17 protein-coding genes are annotated in these 16,606 nt (G+C 75.6%); 8 read left to right on the forward strand and 9 right to left on the reverse strand.

The window, feature by feature from the left end:
- Positions 1 to 53: 53 nt before the first annotated feature.
- Positions 54 to 542, forward strand: coding sequence for a cupredoxin domain-containing protein (locus tag ACI79P_RS05175; RefSeq protein ID WP_456579959.1), 489 nt, complete (start codon positions 54 to 56; stop codon positions 540 to 542).
- On the forward strand, positions 539 to 949 hold the full coding sequence (locus tag ACI79P_RS05180; protein WP_456579960.1) for a hypothetical protein: 411 nt from the start codon (positions 539 to 541) through the stop codon (positions 947 to 949). Before ACI79P_RS05175 ends, ACI79P_RS05180 begins: the two co-directional genes overlap by 4 nt.
- A 49-nt stretch (positions 950 to 998) precedes the next feature.
- Here ACI79P_RS05180 and xylA read toward each other — a convergent pair whose 3' ends face one another.
- The 3 genes from xylA to ACI79P_RS05195 are packed head-to-tail and all read right to left on the reverse strand — an operon-like array spanning position 999 to position 3,624.
- The gene (gene xylA, locus ACI79P_RS05185; RefSeq protein ID WP_456579961.1) at positions 999 to 2,159 is read right to left on the reverse strand and encodes a xylose isomerase; all 1,161 of its coding nucleotides are present in this window, start codon (positions 2,157 to 2,159) and stop codon (positions 999 to 1,001) included.
- Positions 2,156 to 2,344, reverse strand: a complete 189-nt coding sequence (locus tag ACI79P_RS05190) for a hypothetical protein (protein WP_456579962.1) — start codon at positions 2,342 to 2,344, stop codon at positions 2,156 to 2,158. The genes xylA and ACI79P_RS05190 overlap by 4 nt, the downstream gene beginning before the upstream one ends.
- Positions 2,341 to 3,624, reverse strand: coding sequence for an ROK family transcriptional regulator (locus ACI79P_RS05195; protein ID WP_456579963.1), 1,284 nt, complete (start codon positions 3,622 to 3,624; stop codon positions 2,341 to 2,343). The genes ACI79P_RS05190 and ACI79P_RS05195 overlap by 4 nt, the downstream gene beginning before the upstream one ends.
- 215 nt (positions 3,625 to 3,839) lie before the next feature.
- Here ACI79P_RS05195 and ACI79P_RS05200 point away from each other — a divergent pair, with 215 nt between their 5' ends.
- Positions 3,840 to 5,258: a xylulokinase gene (locus ACI79P_RS05200; protein ID WP_456579964.1), complete on the forward strand. Its 1,419-nt coding sequence runs from the start codon at positions 3,840 to 3,842 to the stop codon at positions 5,256 to 5,258.
- 178 nt (positions 5,259 to 5,436) lie between these two features.
- Here the strand turns inward: ACI79P_RS05200 and ACI79P_RS05205 are convergent, their stop codons facing one another.
- A complete protein-coding gene (locus ACI79P_RS05205; protein WP_456579965.1) occupies positions 5,437 to 6,069 on the reverse strand; it encodes an alpha/beta fold hydrolase in 633 nt (210 codons plus the stop codon).
- A gap of 119 nt (positions 6,070 to 6,188) precedes the next feature.
- Here ACI79P_RS05205 and ACI79P_RS05210 point away from each other — a divergent pair, with 119 nt between their 5' ends.
- Together ACI79P_RS05210 and ACI79P_RS05215 are read left to right on the forward strand one after the other, a co-directional pair.
- Entirely contained in the window at positions 6,189 to 7,616 is a 1,428-nt protein-coding gene (locus ACI79P_RS05210) for an NAD(P)/FAD-dependent oxidoreductase (RefSeq protein ID WP_456579966.1), read from the forward strand.
- A 71-nt stretch (positions 7,617 to 7,687) separates the two neighbouring features.
- Positions 7,688 to 9,007, forward strand: coding sequence for a DUF2254 domain-containing protein (locus ACI79P_RS05215; RefSeq protein WP_456579967.1), 1,320 nt, complete (start codon positions 7,688 to 7,690; stop codon positions 9,005 to 9,007).
- 7 nt (positions 9,008 to 9,014) lie between these two features.
- Here the strand turns inward: ACI79P_RS05215 and ACI79P_RS05220 are convergent, their stop codons facing one another.
- The 3 genes from ACI79P_RS05220 to ACI79P_RS05230 are packed head-to-tail and all read right to left on the reverse strand — an operon-like array spanning position 9,015 to position 12,108.
- Positions 9,015 to 9,695: an alpha/beta hydrolase gene (locus tag ACI79P_RS05220; protein ID WP_456579968.1), complete on the reverse strand. Its 681-nt coding sequence runs from the start codon at positions 9,693 to 9,695 to the stop codon at positions 9,015 to 9,017.
- Positions 9,692 to 10,987 (reverse strand): erythromycin esterase family protein, encoded by a 1,296-nt coding sequence (locus ACI79P_RS05225; RefSeq protein WP_456579969.1) that lies wholly within the window; start codon positions 10,985 to 10,987, stop codon positions 9,692 to 9,694. The genes ACI79P_RS05220 and ACI79P_RS05225 overlap by 4 nt, the downstream gene beginning before the upstream one ends.
- On the reverse strand, positions 10,984 to 12,108 hold the full coding sequence (locus ACI79P_RS05230; RefSeq protein WP_456579970.1) for a carboxylate-amine ligase: 1,125 nt from the start codon (positions 12,106 to 12,108) through the stop codon (positions 10,984 to 10,986). The genes ACI79P_RS05225 and ACI79P_RS05230 overlap by 4 nt, the downstream gene beginning before the upstream one ends.
- 198 nt (positions 12,109 to 12,306) lie before the next feature.
- Here ACI79P_RS05230 and ACI79P_RS05235 point away from each other — a divergent pair, with 198 nt between their 5' ends.
- Positions 12,307 to 13,233 carry a GGDEF domain-containing protein gene (locus tag ACI79P_RS05235; protein WP_456579971.1) on the forward strand — a complete coding sequence of 309 codons (927 nt, stop codon included), beginning with the start codon at positions 12,307 to 12,309 and terminating at the stop codon, positions 13,231 to 13,233.
- 21 nt (positions 13,234 to 13,254) lie between these two features.
- Here ACI79P_RS05235 and ACI79P_RS05240 read toward each other — a convergent pair whose 3' ends face one another.
- The gene (locus ACI79P_RS05240; protein WP_456579972.1) at positions 13,255 to 14,061 is read right to left on the reverse strand and encodes an SDR family oxidoreductase; all 807 of its coding nucleotides are present in this window, start codon (positions 14,059 to 14,061) and stop codon (positions 13,255 to 13,257) included.
- Between the two features lie 75 nt (positions 14,062 to 14,136).
- Here ACI79P_RS05240 and ACI79P_RS05245 point away from each other — a divergent pair, with 75 nt between their 5' ends.
- Together ACI79P_RS05245 and ACI79P_RS05250 are read left to right on the forward strand one after the other, a co-directional pair.
- Positions 14,137 to 14,769 carry a CAP domain-containing protein gene (locus ACI79P_RS05245; protein WP_456579973.1) on the forward strand — a complete coding sequence of 211 codons (633 nt, stop codon included), beginning with the start codon at positions 14,137 to 14,139 and terminating at the stop codon, positions 14,767 to 14,769.
- Complete coding sequence (locus ACI79P_RS05250) at positions 14,762 to 15,700, forward strand: YhjD/YihY/BrkB family envelope integrity protein (RefSeq protein ID WP_456579974.1); 939 nt, start codon at positions 14,762 to 14,764, stop codon at positions 15,698 to 15,700. Before ACI79P_RS05245 ends, ACI79P_RS05250 begins: the two co-directional genes overlap by 8 nt.
- Here the strand turns inward: ACI79P_RS05250 and ACI79P_RS05255 are convergent.
- Positions 15,624 to 16,577, reverse strand: a complete 954-nt coding sequence (locus ACI79P_RS05255; RefSeq protein ID WP_456579975.1) for a helix-turn-helix transcriptional regulator — start codon at positions 16,575 to 16,577, stop codon at positions 15,624 to 15,626. The genes ACI79P_RS05250 and ACI79P_RS05255 overlap by 77 nt on opposite strands.
- Positions 16,578 to 16,606 lie beyond the last annotated feature (29 nt).

Below are 16,606 nucleotides of genomic sequence, written 5' to 3' on the forward strand. Positions count from 1 at the left end.
GGATCTCGATCCCACGATGGTCGCCGTCCGGTGGCCGGTCCGGAGGAGGTCCCGTGCGTTCCTGGAACAAGCGTCCAGCGGCCCATCGCCTGGCCGTCGCGATCACGGGCCTCGCCCTGGTCGTGGCCGGCTGCGGCTCCGACGACGGCGACACCGAGGCCGTGGCCGACGCCCCGGCCGAGGTCACCACCGAGTCGACGACGCCCAGCGCGGCCGAGACCTCGGCGTCCACCGCCTCCTCCGCGCCGGCCGGTGAGCAGCAGGCGGAGACCGTCGAGGCCCAGCTGATCGACTTCGCGATCGAGTTGGACGAGGACAGCTTCTCGGCCGGCACCTACGAGTTCGCCGTCTCGAACGAGGGCGACGCCAGCCACGACTTCATCGTCGAGCGCGACGGCGAGGACGTCACCGGTACCCAGGTGCTGCAGCCCGGGCAGTCGGAGACCCTCACGGTGGAGCTCGAGCCGGGCAGCTACGTCTTCTACTGCTCCGTGGGCAACCACCGGGCGATGGGCATGGAGGTCAGCGTGGAGGTCGCGTGAAGACGGCCCCTACCCGCGACCGGTCCGGGGCGCTCATCTGGCCGCTGCGTCTCATCGGCGGCGCACTGCTCGTCGCGATGGGCTGGCTGCACCTGGACCTGTGGCTCGACGGCTACCGGACCATCGACGTCATCGGTCCGCTGTTCCTGCTCAACGCGATCGCGGGGTTCGGCCTCGCCCTGCTGGTGCTCGTCACCCCCCGCCGGCTGCTGTGGCTCGCCGCGGCGCTGGGAGCACTGACCGCGCTCGGCACCCTCGCGGGCCTCCTGCTGTCGACGACCGTCGGCCTGTTCGGCTTCGTCGAGACCACCGCGGCACCGCTGTGGTGGGAGTCCTTCTGGATCGAGGCGGCGGCGGTCGTCGTGCTCGCGGTGCTCGCCGTCGAGGCCCGGCGGCGACCCGCCTGACCCGCGCGGGTGGGTGGGGGCCTCCCCACCCACCCGCGCGGGGCTGCGCTCAGCGGACGCCGAGCAGGTGCTCCATCGCCAGCTGGTCGAGCCGCTCGAAGTGCAGACCGCGGGCGCCGAGGGCCTCGGGGTCGTGCGCCTCGCTGCGCAGCGCGTCGAGCGACTCGCCCTCGCCCAGGGTCGGGACGGCGAGCTCGCCCACGCGCGCGGCCTCCAGGGCCTCGGCGACCTCGGGGTCGGCCCGGAACGCCTGCACCTTCTCCCGCAGGATCAGGTAGTTGCGCATGCAGGCGCGAGCGGTCTCCCAGACCCCGTCCATGTCCTCGGTCCGCGGCGGCTTGTAGTCGAAGTGCAGGTAGCCGTCGTAGGCCTTGCCCGTGCCCGAGCCCAGGAGGGTGTCGACGGTCCAGAACGCACCGCGCAGGTTGCCGGCGCCGAAGCGCAGGTCCTGGTCGAAGCGGGGGCCGTGCTGGCCGTTGAGGTCGACGTGGAAGAGCTTGTCGTGCCACAGCGCCTGGGCGATGCCCTGGGCGAAGTTCAGCCCGGCCATCTCCTCGTGCCCGACCTCGGGGTTCAGGCCGACGCGCGAGGGCTCCTCCAGCTCGTTGATGAAGGCGATGGCGTGGCCGATGGTCGGGAGGAGGATGTCGCCGCGCGGCTCGTTGGGCTTGGGCTCCAGGGCGAAGCGGATGTCGTAGCCCTTGTCGCGCACGTAGGCGCAGAGGACGTCCAGCCCCTCCTTGTACCGGTCGAGCGCGGCGGCGACGTCCTTGGTGGCGCCGGACTCCGCACCCTCGCGGCCGCCCCACAGCACGTAGGTCTTCGCGCCCAACTCGGCGGCGAGGTCGATGTTGCGCAGCACCTTGGCCAGGGCGTACCGGCGCACGGCGCGGTCGTTGGCGGTGAAGCCGCCGTCCTTGAACACCGGGGCGCCGAACAGGTTGGTGGTGGCCATCTCCACGCCGACGCCGGTCTCGGCCAGCGCCTTCTTGAAGCGCTCGAGGGTCGCCTCGCGGCTGGCGTCGTCGGGCACCAGGTCGTCGTCGTGGAAGGTGACGGCGGCCGCGCCGAGCTCGGCGAGCCGGTGCACGGCCTCGACCGGGTCGAGCGGGGGCCGGACGGCGCCGCCGAAGACGTCGACGCCCTGCCAGCCGACGGTCCACAGACCGAAGCTGAACCTGTCGTCCTTGCGGGGGGTGTAGTCGCTCATGCGGGGATCTCCGTCCGGGTCGATCGGTGGGGCGTGCTGGGCTCGGCGCCCTCCGGCGCGCGCTGGCTCGCGCGGCCGTCGGCGGACGAGGGGGTGTGCTGCTCGCCGGGGGCGAGGTCGGTCACCAGGTCGGCGACCTGGGCGTCGACGGGGCGGCCGCGGTCCGGGGCGGGCCGGGTGGTCACCGGGCGCCTGCCCCGGTCGGCTCGAGGGAGGGCACGGGGACCAGCGTCGGGTCGTCGAACACCGACTCGAGGGCGACGTGCGCGCCGCCGCGCACGGCAGCGGTGAAGCCCAGCGTGGAGAGGACGACGCGCGCGCCGGCCACCCCGGGCCCCAGCACCCGGACCTCCAGCTCGGCCATGAGCGGCTCCATCAGCCACTCCCCGAGCACCGCGAAGTAGCCGCCGAGGATGACCACCCGCGGGTTGAACAGGTTGATCAGGACGGCGGCGCCGGTGCCGAGGGAGGTGCCGACCTGGTGGAGCGCGGCGAGCGTGCGGGCGTCGCCGGCCTCGGCCCGGGCGGCCACCTCCGACAGGCGGGCCTCGAGGTCACGGGCCGGGTCGCCGACCGGGTCGCCGGGATCGGCGGCCGCGCGCAGGAGTGCGGCCATGCCGACCACGGTCTCCCAGCAGCCGCGCCGACCGCAGCCGCAGACGGCGTCCGGGTCGCCCAGCGACGTGTGCCCCACCTCGCCCGAGAGCCCACCGGCACCGCGCAGCAGCCGGCCCGCGACGATGACGCCGCCACCGACGCCGACCTCACCGGTCAGGTAGACCAGGTCGGGGGTGCGCGCCTCCGAGCCCATGGCCCACTCGGCGATGGCGGAGAGGTTGGCGTCGTTCTCCACGCGGATCGGGAAGTCGGCATCCAGGCGGGCGCGCAGGCCGTCCAGCACCGCGACGTCGTGCCAGCCGATGTTGGGCGCCAGCGTCACCACGCCGTCGACGCTCCGGACCAGGCCTGCGACCGCGACCGTCAGCCCGGCCGGGCGGGCGCCGGTGGCGGCGGCCGCCGCGACGGCGCCGGACACCAGGTCGGCGACGGCGTCCAGGGTCCGCTCGGCCCCGAGCGCGGGGAGGTCGAGCGCCAGCCGCTGCTCGAACAGCACCCCGCCGCGGAGGTCGAGCACCAGCACGGCGGCGTAGTCGACGTTGAGCTCGACCCCGATGCCGCAGACGCATGCCCCGTCGAGGTGCACGGTCAGCCCCGGGCGGCCCACCGACCCGGCCCGGTCGACCTCGCCGGCGGTGACGAGGCGGCGGTCGGAGAGCTCGGCCACGAGGCTGGAGACCGTCGCCTTGTTCAGGCCGGTCTCCTGGGCGATGCGGGCTCGGGAGCGCGGCCCGTGGTCGCGCAGGTGGCGCAGGACCAGCCCGAGGTTGGTGCGGCGCACGGTGGCCTGGTCAGCCGGGGCCCGACGCTCCGACGACCCGTCGTACAGCGACGGCGCCTCCCCCATGCCCACCTCCTCGGACGTCGGACCCGACATTCGTCGGATCAGCAAACAAATTAGGGGTCGCCGGTCGGGCGGTCAAGGCTGCGGGCTCCCCCGCGGCGCGGCGCCCTCCCGCGGGCGCGTGCCCGGCGGTCGGCCTAAGGTCCCGTTCCCATGACGCCCGTGTCCGCGCAGCCCCCCGCCGACCTCACCGCCACCCCGGGGCGGGAGCAGGTCCGATGACGCTCGTCGCAGGAGTCGACACCTCCACCCAGGCCTGCAAGGTGGTCGTCCGGGACGCGGCGACCGGAGAGCTCGTCCGCTCCGGGCGGGCGTCGCACCCCGCCGGCACCGAGGTCGACCCCCGCGCCTGGGAGGACGCCTTCCGCGCCGCGGCGGCGGAGGCGGGCGGCCTCGACGACGTCGACGCCCTCGCCGTCGGAGGTCAGCAGCACGGGATGGTCTGCCTGGACGAGCAGGGCGAGGTCGTCCGCGACGCGCTGCTGTGGAACGACGTGCGGTCGGCCCCCGCCGCCGCCGAGCTCATCCGGGAACTCGGCGACGGCGACGAGGACGCCGGCCGCCGCGCCTGGGCCGACGCCGTCGGGCTGGTGCCGGTCGCCTCCTTCACCGCGACCAAGCTGCGCTGGCTGGCCGACGCCGAACCCGGCAAGGCCGACCGCACCGCCGCCGTCTGCCTGCCCCACGACTGGCTGACCTGGCGGCTGCGGGCCGACCGCGACCTGGCCGCGCTGGTGACCGACCGCGGCGACGCCAGCGGCACCGCCTACTGGTCGGCGCGCACCGGCGAGTACCGCCTCGACCTGCTCGAGCGGGCCATGCGCGGGCGACTCCCGGCGGTCCCCCGCGTCGCCGGCCCCGCCGAGGGCGTCGGCACCCTCGCCGGCGGCCGCGCCGTCCTCGGCCCCGGCACCGGCGACAACGCCGCGGCGGCGCTCGGCCTGGCGGCGCGGCCCGGCGACGTCGTCGTCTCCATCGGCACCTCCGGCGTCGTGTCGGCGGTGACCCCCACGGCGGTCGCCGACGTGACCGGCACCGTGGCCGGGTTCGCCGACGCCACCGGCAACCACCTGCCGCTGGTGGCCACGCTGAACGCCGCCCGGGTGCTCGACGCCGCCACCGCCCTGCTCGGGGTCGACCACGCGACCCTTTCGGAGCTGGCGCTCTCGGCTCCCTCCGGCGCCGACGGCCTCGTGCTCGTGCCCTACCTGGAGGGCGAGCGGACGCCCAACCTCCCCGACGCGACCGGCGCCGTCCACGGCCTCACGCTGCGCACCTCCACGCCGGCGCACTTCGCCCGTGCCGCCGTCGAGGGGCTGCTCTGCGGGCTGGCCGACGGCATCGAGGCCGTCGTCGCCCAGGGCGTGGACGTGCAGCGGGTGCTGCTCATCGGCGGCGCCGCCCGCTCCGAGGCCGTGCAGCAGCTGGCCCCGGGGATCTTCGGCCGGCCGGTCCTCGTGCCGCCGCCCGGCGAGTACGTCGCCGACGGCGCCGCCCGGCAGGCCGCCTGGGTGCTCTCCGGCGCCGACACCCCGCCCGAGTGGGCGCAGCCGGGGCTCCGGGAGTTCGACGCCCCGGCGGCCACCCACGTCAGGGAGCGCTACGCCGAGGTGCGCAGCCGCACGGACGGCCAGTAGAAGGACCTCCCTGCCCCCCACCACTCGCTGCGCTCGCGGTGGGTCCCTGCAGGGAGGCCGTTCCAGCACGTCACCACGCTCCCGGCGGGTCCCTGCAGGGAGGCCGTTCCAGCACGTCACCGGGTCGACCTCGCGGTGTGCGGCGCGGTGGGGTGGCGTGCGGCGAGGACGACGGCGGTCAGAACGCGCCGAGCAGGGCGGCGAGGTCGGCGGGGTGGGTCTGCACGGTCATGTGCGCCGCACCCGGCAGCTCCACCAGCCGGCCGTGCGGCGCGGCGGCGGCCACCCGCTCGGCCCAGTCGTGGGGGCAGAGCGCGTCGCGGTCCCCGCGCACCACGACGACCGGCGCCGTGACCGCCGCCAGCCGCCCCTCGATCGCGTCGGGTGACGCCGACCGCCACAGGGAGCTCATCGCGCGCGGCCCCGTGCACAGCCACTGCCGGAGGATCAGCGGCACCTGCCACCACGGCTCGGCGAGGGCGGTGCGCACCCAGCGCGCCGCGAGCACCCGGAACCGGCGCATCCGCGGGTCGGTGGTGGGCCCGCACAGCAGGACGCCCACCACCCGGGGGGCGCGCGCGGCCGCCGCCACCACCTGGCAGCTCTGCGAGTGCCCGACCAGGACCACGGGCCCCGCGGGCAGTGCCGCGACGGGCCCGCGCGCCAGGTCGTCGACCGACGGCACCGGTGCGCGCCGCCCCATCCCCGGCAGGAGGACGACGTCGACCGCAAGTTCCGCGCGCAACCTGACCGCGGAACGTTCATCCAGGCCCAGACCGGGAACGAGAACGACGGACACCGATCGCGGCACCCGGATGGTCTACCGGGACCGCGGCCGACCCGCGAGCCGACCGAGGTCGACACGCTGTGACGTGCATCTCCCGGGGTGCTCCCGACCGGCACGGGGCCAAGTGGAAGGATGAAAACATCATGACGACATCACCAGCGCAGGCGTCCGCCCCGATCGACTCCCCCGGTGGCCGGCCTCGCGTCGTCATCGTCGGCTCCGGCTTCGGCGGCCTCTTCGCCGCGCAGGCCCTCAAGAAGGCCCCGGTCGACATCACGCTGATCGGCAAGACCGCCCAGCACCTGTTCCAGCCGCTGCTCTACCAGGTGGCCACCGGCATCCTCTCCGAGGGCGAGATCGCGCCCGCCACCCGCGAGATCCTGCGCCGGCAGAAGAATGCGCGCGTCGTCCTCGGCGAGGTCACCGACATCGACGTCGCCGCCCGCACGGTGACCTCCGAGATCCTCGGCCGGAAGCTCGTCCACCCCTACGACGAGCTGATCGTCGCCGCGGGCGCCGGGCAGTCCTACTTCGGCAACGACCAGTTCGCCGAGTTCGCGCCCGGCATGAAGAGCATCGACGACGCCCTCGAGCTCCGCGGCCGGATCTTCGGCGCGTTCGAGCTCGCCGAGATCGCGAAGGACCCGGCCGAGGTCGACCGGCTGCTCACCTTCGTGGTCGTCGGCGCCGGGCCCACCGGGGTCGAGATGGCCGGGCAGATCGCCGAGCTGGCGCGCCGCACCCTGCGCCGCGACTTCCGCAACATCAACCCGATGGGCGCGCGGGTCATCCTGCTCGACGCCGCCCCGGCGGTGCTGCCCTCGTTCGGCAAGAAGCTCGGCGAGGCCGCCCGGCGGCAGCTCAACGACATCGGCGTCGAGGTGCAGCTGGGCGCGATGGTCACCGACGTCGACGCCGACGGCCTCGAGGTCAAGGACACCGACGGCCAGGTCCGCCGCATCCAGGCGGCGACCAAGATCTGGGCCGCGGGCGTGCAGGCCAGCGGGCTGGGCCGGATCCTCGGCGAGCAGACCGGCGCCGAGGTCGACCGCGCCGGCCGGATCTCGGTGCAGCCCGACCTCACCCTGCCGGGTCACCCGGAGATCCACGTGGTCGGCGACATGATGGCCCTCGGCAAGCTCCCCGGCGTCGCCCAGGTCGCCATCCAGGGTGGCCGCTACGCCGCCGAGGCGATCGAGCGGCGGGCCACCGGCAAGCAGCCGCAGAAGCCGTTCGAGTACTTCGACAAGGGTTCGATGGCCACCATCTCCCGGTTCTCGGCGGTCGCCGACATCGGGAAGTTCAAGTTCAGCGGCTTCATCGCCTGGGTGCTGTGGCTGGTCGTGCACCTCATGTACATCGTCGGGTTCAAGAGCCGCATCACGACGGTGCTGCACTGGATGGTCAGCTTCCTCGGTCGGGGCCGCTCCGAGCGGGTGGCCACCCAGCAGCAGGTCTACGGCCGGCTCGCCCTGGAGCAGCTGGGCCCCAACTGGGAGGTGTCCAAGACCGGCGGCCCGAAGGACGTCGACCCCTCGAACGAGGACATCACCCAACGCGACTCCGCCTGACCCACCGCACCGGCGCGGGGCCCGGTCCTCGCGCCGGTGCGTATCGGCCCGGGAACGGGTAGGCGCGCCCCGTGACGCAACGGGGACAGGCGAGCGCAGCACGATCGCAGGCACCTCTCTGGGTCTGGCCCGCGGCCAGCGCCGTGATGGCCGCCGCCGCCGGGTGGGCCCTGGGCATGGTGGAACCCCGCGGCGGGTTCCTCGCCGCCCTGTGGCCGGCCGACACCAGCGCCGCCGGCACGCTCCTGCAGCTGGTGGCCACGGCCGCGGTCACCATCGCCACCCTGACCTTCAGCATCACGATCGTGGCGCTGCAGCTCGCCTCGCAGCAGTTCTCGCCCCGGCTGCTGCGCGACTTCGTCCGCGACGGGGTCACCAAGCGCGTCCTCTCGGTGCTGACCGCCACCTTCGTGTTCGCCGTCACCGGGCTGCGCGGCATCAACAGCTCTCAGCCGGTGCCGACGCTGGTGTGCCTCGTCGCCGCCCTGCTCGGCATCGCCTGCGTCGGCGGCCTGCTGGCCTTCATCAGCCACATGGTGCGCATGCTGCGGGTCGACACCATGATGACGCGGGTCCACGACGACGCGCGGCGGGCGATCGAGACGTTCTACGGCCCCTACACCGGCCACGGGCAGCGGTCCCCGGACGAGCTCGACCTGGAGACCAGCGCGGGGCGGCTGGTGAGCGCCGACCGCAGCGGGTTCGTCGAGGTGGTGGACACGGACACGTTGGTCGACGCCGCCCGCGACCACGACGCCGTCGTCCGCGTCGAGGTCCGTCCCGGCGACATGATCACCATGGGGAGCCCGATCGCCACGACCTGGGGCGGGGGCGAGGACCTGGGTGACGCCGTCCGGGCGGCCGTCGTCCTCAACAACGAGCGGACGATCGACCAGGACGCCGCATTCGGGTTCCGCCAGCTCGAGGACATCGCCGTGAAGGCGATGTCCCCCAGCATCAACGACCCGGTGACGGCGGCGACGGCGATCGGTCACATGGGCGACCTGCTGGTCCGGCTCACCGGCCGGCACCTCGGGCCGACCCTGCACGCCGACGGCGACGGCGTCGGCCGGGCGATCGTCCCCGACCGGGACATCCGGTACTACCTGGACCTGACGTGCGGCCAGGTGGCCCGGTTCGGCGGGAGCGAGCCGACGCTGATCACCGCCCTGCTCCGGATGCTCCGCGACGTCGCCGTCGTCTGCCGGGACGACGAGCAGCGCGCCGAGGTCGAGCGAGCCGCCGACCTGGTCGCCGGGGAGCTGTCCCCCGACTGGAGCCGGCCGGACGCCGACGGCGTCCGGCTGCACCGCGACCAGGTCACCGCGGCCCTCGACGGGCGGATCGCCGACGCCTTCGCCGACCGCGCCGGGGAGACCCGCTCGATGTGAGCCGGGCTCAGGCCGTGCCCAGCCACCAGTCCAGCGCCGTGCCCACGCCGTCCGGCCGCACCACGTGCCCGCCGTCGAACTCGTCGTAGGTGACCTCGTAACCCGACGCGTCGAACGCCGTCGCCAGGCGGCGGCCGCAGCGGTCCACCGGCAGCACCCGGTCACCGGTGCCGTGGGTGATCCACAGCCGCGGCGCCCCCACCTGTGCCGGCGGGTGCGCGAAACCCGGGGAGAAGGCGAGGACGGCGTCGAACAGGTCGCCGTTGGCAGGGCCGACGGAGAGCGCGTAGGAGGCGCCGTCGGAGAACCCGCCGACCGCGCGGCGGGAGACCGGTGCCCGCTCGGCCACCTGCGCGAGGGCGGCGTCCAGCACGGCGACGTCCCGGCCCAGCCGCCCGGTGATCAGGTCCCAGGTGGACGCGCCCGAGCGCGGCGCGAGGACGAGGACGCCACGCCCGGCGGCGGCCGCGCCCACCGCGGAGAGGCTCTGCGCCGGGGTCCCGCCGGCGCCGTGGAAGAACACCAGCAGCGGACGCGGGACCGGCTCGCCCGGCGGGACGGCGAGCAGCACCTCCGCTCCCCCGCCGAGGTCCAGCGCGTGCACCCCGGCCGGCCAGGCCTCGCCCGGCGGCGTGACCGTCGGGCGGCTGACCAGGCGGCCGGTCGCGGCGGCGGCGGGGCCGCTCACGCGTCGAACGCCCCGACCGGCACGTGCTCGTCGGCCCGCTCGAGGTGCAGCGGCTGCAGCGGCGTCGTGTCGTCGAGGTGGAGGAAGGCGTCGTAGCGCTCGCCGAGGACGGTGGGCACGTAGTTGCCCCACTTCTCCCGCTCGGGCCGGTAGACGACGCCGATGGCCCGGTGGTCCAGCCGCCGGGCCAGCCACTCCGGCCGCTCCCCGCGCGGGAAGACGAAGAGCGCGTCCTCCCCGAGGGCGTCGTGCAGCAGGGCCTCCAGGCTGCCGGGCCGGGCCGGGGGCACCGTCATCCGCTCCATCTGCGCGCCCCACTGCCGCCCCGCGACCACGCCGCCGCGGTAGCCGCCGAACCCCACGAGGACGACGTCGTCGACACCGTGCCGCTCGCGCAGCAGCTGCCCGACGTTCGTCATCCCGGCCGCGGCCATGTCGGTCGCCCGGGCGTCGCCGATGTGGGTGTTGTGCTCCCAGACGACGGCCTTCGGGCCGGCATGGTCCAGGAGCCGGTCGAGGGTGTCGACCATGTGCACGTCGCGGACGTTCCACGACTCCGCCGAGCCCCGCACCATGGCGCGGTAGTACCGCTCGGCGCCCACCACCACCGCCGCGTTCTGCTCCGCGGCGAAGCGCGCGTCGGCCCCGGTGACGGCCTCGGCGTCGCCCCGCCGCTCGCACAGCGCCTGCAGCAGGTCGACGGCGGCCTGCTCGCAGGACGTGGGCGCGAACCGGCTGGCGAAGGCGTACTCCGCGCCGTCCTCTCCAAAGGGCTCGAAGCAGGCCAGCGCCTGCTTGGCCTGGTCGACGTGGCCGGGCTCGTGCGCGGCGAGCCAGTCCACCAGCGCGTGCATCGAGTCCCACAGGCTGTAGACGTCGATGCCGTAGAAGCCGACGCGGCGCTCCTCGGGCAGCCCGGCGTTGTGGTCGCGCAGCCAGCGGCAGAAGTCGACGACGTCGTCGTTGGCCCACATCCAGGTGGGCCAGCGGGCGAAGGCGTCGAGGGCGTCGCGGGGGTCCTCGTCGGCGCCGGCCCGCAGCCGCACGCTGCGGTCCACCCGGTAGCAGTCGGGCCAGTCGCCCTCGACGGCCACCAGGTCGAAGCCGAGCTCCTCGACCAGCCGCCGGGTCAGCGCCGCCCGCCACGCGTAGTACTCGTGGGTGCCGTGGCTGGCCTCGCCGATGGCCACGATCCGGGCGTCGCCGATCCGCTCGAGGAGGGGGTCGAGGTCGGCAGGGCTGCGCAGCGGCCGGGCCAGCTCGCGGATCGGGGCGTGCCGCAGACCTCTCATCGCCGGCTCCCTTCGTGCACGACGGCGGCGGCCACCTCCCGCAGGTCGCCGGTGCGCCGCCAGACGGACCGTTGCCGGTCGGCGGAGGTACCCCGCGCGAACAGCCGGTCAACCAGGTCGCGCACCTCCCCTTCCTCCCCGCGGTCGGCGAGGTCGTCGGCGAGCTCGGCGAGCAGCCCGTCGACCGCGACGCGGGGGTCCACCAGCACCCCGGCGACCGGGTCGAACAGCGATCCGGAGAGGCCGTCCCGGGCGGCCCGCCAGCGCGCCGCGCGCAGCAGTTCCGATCGCGGCTGCTCGAAGGGCTCGTCGCGCCGCGCACGGGCGACGAGGACGCGGACCAGCGAGGCGGCGAGCGTGGCGTGCAGCACGGCGTCGTCGAGGTCGGTGCAGACGTCGGCCAGCCGGAACTCCACGGTGGGCAGGTGCGCCGAGGGCCGCAGGTCCCAGTACAGGTGGGAGGCGTCCTCGATGACGCCGGCGGCGACCAACCCGTCGACGACCGCCCGGAAGCGGTCCGCGGACCCCAACGGCTCGGGGATGCCGGTGTGCGGCCAGCGGCCCCACCACAGCGTCCGGTAGCTCTCGTAGCCGGTGTCCCCGCCGTCGTGGAACGGGGAGCTGCCGGTCATCGCCAGCAGCACCGGCAGGTACACCCGCGCCCGGTCGAGGACGGCGATCGCCGTGTCGAGGTCGGGGACGCCGACGTGCACGTGGCAGCCGCAGATGTCCTGGCGCTGGGCGAGCCCGGCCCACCGCCGCACCATGGCCTCGTAGCGCGGCTCCGGGGTGATGACCTGCTCGCGCCAGCCGGCCGACGGGTGCGTGGAGGCCGCGAGGAGCGCGGCCCCGGCGCCGCCCGCCGCGGCCTGCGCCTCCGCCCGGGTGCCGGCCAGCGCGCTCCGCAGCTCGCCCAGGGTGCGGCAGATGCCGGTGGCCGTCTCCAGCTGGGTGGTGGTGATCTCGGCGTGCACCCGCTCGCCGAACTCGCGCCGCGCGGCGGCGCGGACGAGCTCCGGCCTCGGGGCGAGCGCGAACGACTCGGGGTCGACGAGGTGGAACTCCTCCTCCACCCCGACGGTGGCGCCCGCGACACCCGGACGACCGGCGGTGGACTGCACACGCCCTCCTGTCCCGGGCTGGACCCCTGGCCGCACCGTACGGCCCCGGCGACGCCGCCGCACCCCCCCTGCCCCCCGCCGGACGAGCGTGGCGGCACCACCCGGACGGGTCGTTGCCCCCTTCCCCCCGGGCGCGCAGCCGGGCTCGCCCCGCAGGATGGAGGGGTCGACCTCGGGGGGAGGACGCGGAGGAACTGGGTGCACACCGGACCACGGACGGCCGCGACCCTGCTGGCGGTGGTCTACGGCATCAGCGGTCTCCTCTGCTGGTTCGGCGCCGCGGCGCCGATGGACGACGCCACACCCGTCGGGCTGCTGTGGGCCCTCGGAGGGCTCGGCCTGACCGCGGGCGCGCTGCTGCGGTCGACCGCCGGCCGTGTGCGGCCGTGGCTGCTGCACGCCGGCGTCGCCCTCCTCTCCGTGCTCATCGGCGTGGTCGCGTGGCGCTCGGCGACCGCCGTGGGCGTGGTCGGCCTCGGGCCGGCGCTGATCGCGGTGAGCCTGTACGCCGCGCACTTCCTGCCGCTGCCCGCCGCCCGGGTGCACGGCGCGATCGCGGTCCTCTGCGGCAGCGCCGGTGCGTGGGCCGCCGCCCCCTCGGACTTCCTGTCGGCGTGGGTCGCCGTCGTCGTCTCGGTGGTCGTGCTGACCGAGGTGCAGGGCCGGCTGGCCCGGCAGCTTCGCAGGGCCGCGAGCACCGACCCGCTCACCGGCGTGGCCAACCGCCGCGCCTGGGAGGAGCAGGCGGCCGGGCACCTGTCGCGGGCGGCGCGCACCGGTGAACCGCTGAGCTTCGCGATCCTGGACCTGGACGACTTCAAGGAGGTCAACGACCGCGAGGGGCACCGCGCCGGCGACGACCTCCTCCGCGAGCTCACCGTCGGCTGGCGCCGCCGGCTGCGGCGGGCCGACCTGCTCGGCCGCTACGGCGGCGACGAGTTCGTGCTCTGCCTGCCGGCGACCGACGAGGCCGCCGCGTGGGAGCTGATGGTCGCCCTGGACGGCACGCACCCCTTCGCCTGGACCGCCGGGGTCACCACGGCCCGGCCGGGCGAGGAGCTCGCGACCGTGCTGGCCCGCGCCGACGCCCAGCTCTACCGGCGCAAGCGCGACCGGCTCAGCTGAGTCCCCGGCGCGCGGTCGCGGTCAGCCGCGGCGCCAGTCGTCGGCCGCCAGGTGCGACCCGGCCATGGGGCCCATCTGCAGCATCCCGCCGTCCACCGCCCACGACGCCCCGGTGACGTAGCCGGCTGCCGGCGAGGCGAGGAAGGCGACCACCGCGGCGACCTCCCGGGCGTCGCCGGGCCGGCGCAGCGGGACGCCGGGGCGCTCGTGGCCGGGTGCGGTCGGGTCCTCGTCCTCCTGACCGGTCATGGGGGTGGCGATCTCGCCGGGCGCGACGGAGTTGACGGTGATCCCGTGCTCGGCGAGCTCCAGGGCGGCGACCTTCGTGAGCAGGCCCAGCCCGCCCTTGGCGGCGCAGTAGCCGGCCGCGCCGACGCGCGGGGCGTGCTCGTGCACGCTGGTGATGTTCACGATCCGCCCGCCCTCGCCGGCGGCGACCATGCGCCGGGCGGCGCGCTGGAGGCACAGGAACGCGCCGTCGAGGTCGGTGGCCAGCACCTCGCGCCAGGTCGCGAACTCCAGGTCCAGCAGCGGGGTCGAGTGGCCGGTGCCGGCGTCGTTGACCAGCACGTCGACGCCGCCGAGCGCGTCAGCCAGCTCGTCGACGACGTCGGCGGCGCCGGGGAGCCGGGTGAGGTCGAGGTGGCGCACCTCGGCGCGCCGGCCGAGCGCCCGCACCTGCTCGGCGGTGGCCTCGCCGGCCGCCCGGTCGCGGTACCAGGTGATGCCCACGTCGCAGCCCTGCTCCGCCAGGGCGAGCGCGATCGCCCGCCCGATGCCCGACTCCGACCCCGTGACGAGGGCGACCCGCCCGCTGCTCCCGGCCATGCCGGCGACGCTAACGATCCCGTGACAGCCCCGCACCGCGACGCGTCCGGCGACCCCGCCGGGTAGGAGACCGGCATGGCCGTCACCCGATCCCTGCTCGCCCGGCTCCTGCTCGCGCTCGCCGCCGTCCTCCTCACCTCCACCGGGTGCGTCGCCGTGGAGACCTCGCCCTCGCCCGGCGCCGGGACCGCGTCCGCGCCCGAACCCGACGAGCCGCCGTCGGCCGAGGACGGCGACCCCGCCGCCCGGATGGCCCGCGACGTCTTCGATCGGGTGAACGACGAGCGCGCGGCGCGGGACCTGCCGCCGCTGGAGTGGGACGAGGGGCTGGCGACCGTGGCGCGGGCGTGGAGCGAGGAGATGGCCGGCGCCGGCGGGATCTCGCACCAGGACCTGGGTGAGGTGCTCGGCCGGAACGAGCTGGAGGGCTTCACCGGGGTCGGGGAGAACGTCTTCACCGCGTCCGGCCCGGTGTCCGCCGGGACGGCGCACGTCGGGTGGATGCGCTCGGACGGCCACCGGGTGAACGTGCTCAACCCCGGCTGGAACCGCATCGGCATCGGCTTCTTCTGCGCCCCCGACGGCTCGGTGTGGGCGACGCAGCAGTTCGGCCGCACGGCCGGCGCCGACCGCCCCGAGGTCAGCGACGAGACGCCGCCGGAGCAGCCGATCGCTCGACCGGAGGAGGACGGCCCGAGCTGTGGTTGAGGCCCGCGAGAGGGTCCGCCGGCTCCGGAGGCGGCTGGGGAAGGGCTACCGGCGGGTGCCCCGCCGGGTCCGGCGGTTCGTGGCCTGGCTGCGCAGCCCGGAGTTCCTCACCACCAGCGCGAGCCTGGCCTTCTACGCGATGGTCTCCCTGCCGCCCATGGTGCTGCTGGGGTTCTGGGTCGCCGGTCTGGTGGTCGACGACTCCACGCTGCAGGACCTCGGGACCCAGGTGGAGGACCAGGCGCCGGACCGGCTCCCGGTGGCCGACGTGCTGCGCGCCCTGATCGACGTGGCGTCGACGACCGGGCCCGTGGCGGCCGTCGCGGCGGTCTGGCCGGCGACCACCTACGGCGCCGCCCTGGCCCGGGCGTTCAGCGCCGTCGCACCCGAGACCGAGCGGCGGATCCGCGGCTGGACGGGGCGGCTGCTGGCGCTGGCGATCATCGCCGTGCTCCCGGTCGTGGTGTTCTCGGGGCTCGCCTCGCTGTACCTGGTGCCGCGGCTGCTGGGCTCGGGTCCGGCCCTGCGGATCACCCTGGGTCTGGGCGTGCTGCTGCTCCTGGGCCTGGTCATCGGGCTCATCTACACGCTGTTCCGCCTCTGGGAGACCCGGGTCGGCGACGTCGTCGTCGGCGCCGCCACCGCCACCGGGCTGGTGGCCGCCACCACCGGCGGGTACCTCGTCTACCTGGAGTTCGCCGACTTCACCGCCCGCTACGGGGCGACGGCACTGGCGACAGCGGTGCTGCTGGGCCTCTGGCTGCTGCTGGGCAACGCGGCCCTGATCGCCGGGTACCGCGTGATGGCGCGCCGGGTGCACGCCCGGCGCGCCGCAGGAGCCGACGCCGGCCCCGTCAGCGGGTCGCCCGGCCGAACCGCTGGGCCCACTCGGCCAGCAGGGTCCGCAGCTCCGGGGGCGACTCGACGGTGAACCCGGCCCCGACCGTGCCCAGCGCGAAGGCGGCCCAGCCCAGCTGGTCGGTCTCCATGCGGACCCGGCAGGCCCGGTCCCCGTCGTCCTCGACCGCCGCCCAGGTGCCCGTGCGCGACCGGACCACCGCGGCCGGGGCGTCCACCCGGGCCACGACGGTGAACGACCCGGTGCGCGTGTCCGTGCCGGCGCGGACGAACGCCTCGGGGCTCTCGGCCGGCAGCCGGCGGGGCGCGAAACGGGCTCCGGTCGGCCGGGGCCCGGTCACCCGGTCGAGGCGGAAGCTGCGCCAGTCCCCCCGCCCGGTGTCGTGGGCGACGAGGTACCAGCGGCGGCCCAGGGCCACCAGGGCCGTGGGCTCGACGAGCCGCTCGGTGCGCGCACCGGCGGCGTCGGTGTAGCCGAAGGCGAGCCGCTCGGTGTCCCGGCAGGCCTCGGCGACCGTGGTCAGCACCCCCGGGTCCACGAGCGGCCCCCCGCCCCACGCCCCCCGGGTCGTCACGCGGTCGAGCGCCTCGGCCCGGCGCCGCAGCCGCGCCGGCAGCACCTGCACCACCTTCGTGAGGGCCCGCACCGACGCCTCCCCCATGCCCGCGACCGCCGTCTGCGCGGCCGCCTGCAGCCCGACGGTCAGCGCGACGGCCTCGTCGTCGTCGAGCACCAGCGGTGGCAGCACCGCGCCCGGCGCCAGCCGGTACCCGCCGTCGACACCCGGGCGCGCCTCCACCGGGTAGCCGATCTCGCGCAGCCGCTCGACGTCCCGCCGCAGGGTCCGGAGCGAGACCCCGAGCCGGTCGCACAGGTCGGCACCGGACCACTGGCGTCGGGTCTGCATGAGGGCAAGCAGTCGCAGGGTGCGGTTCCCGGTGTCGGCCACGGGTGGAGATCCTCCTCGATCGAGGCCGG

The organism is Blastococcus sp. SYSU DS0510 (assembly GCF_054050835.1).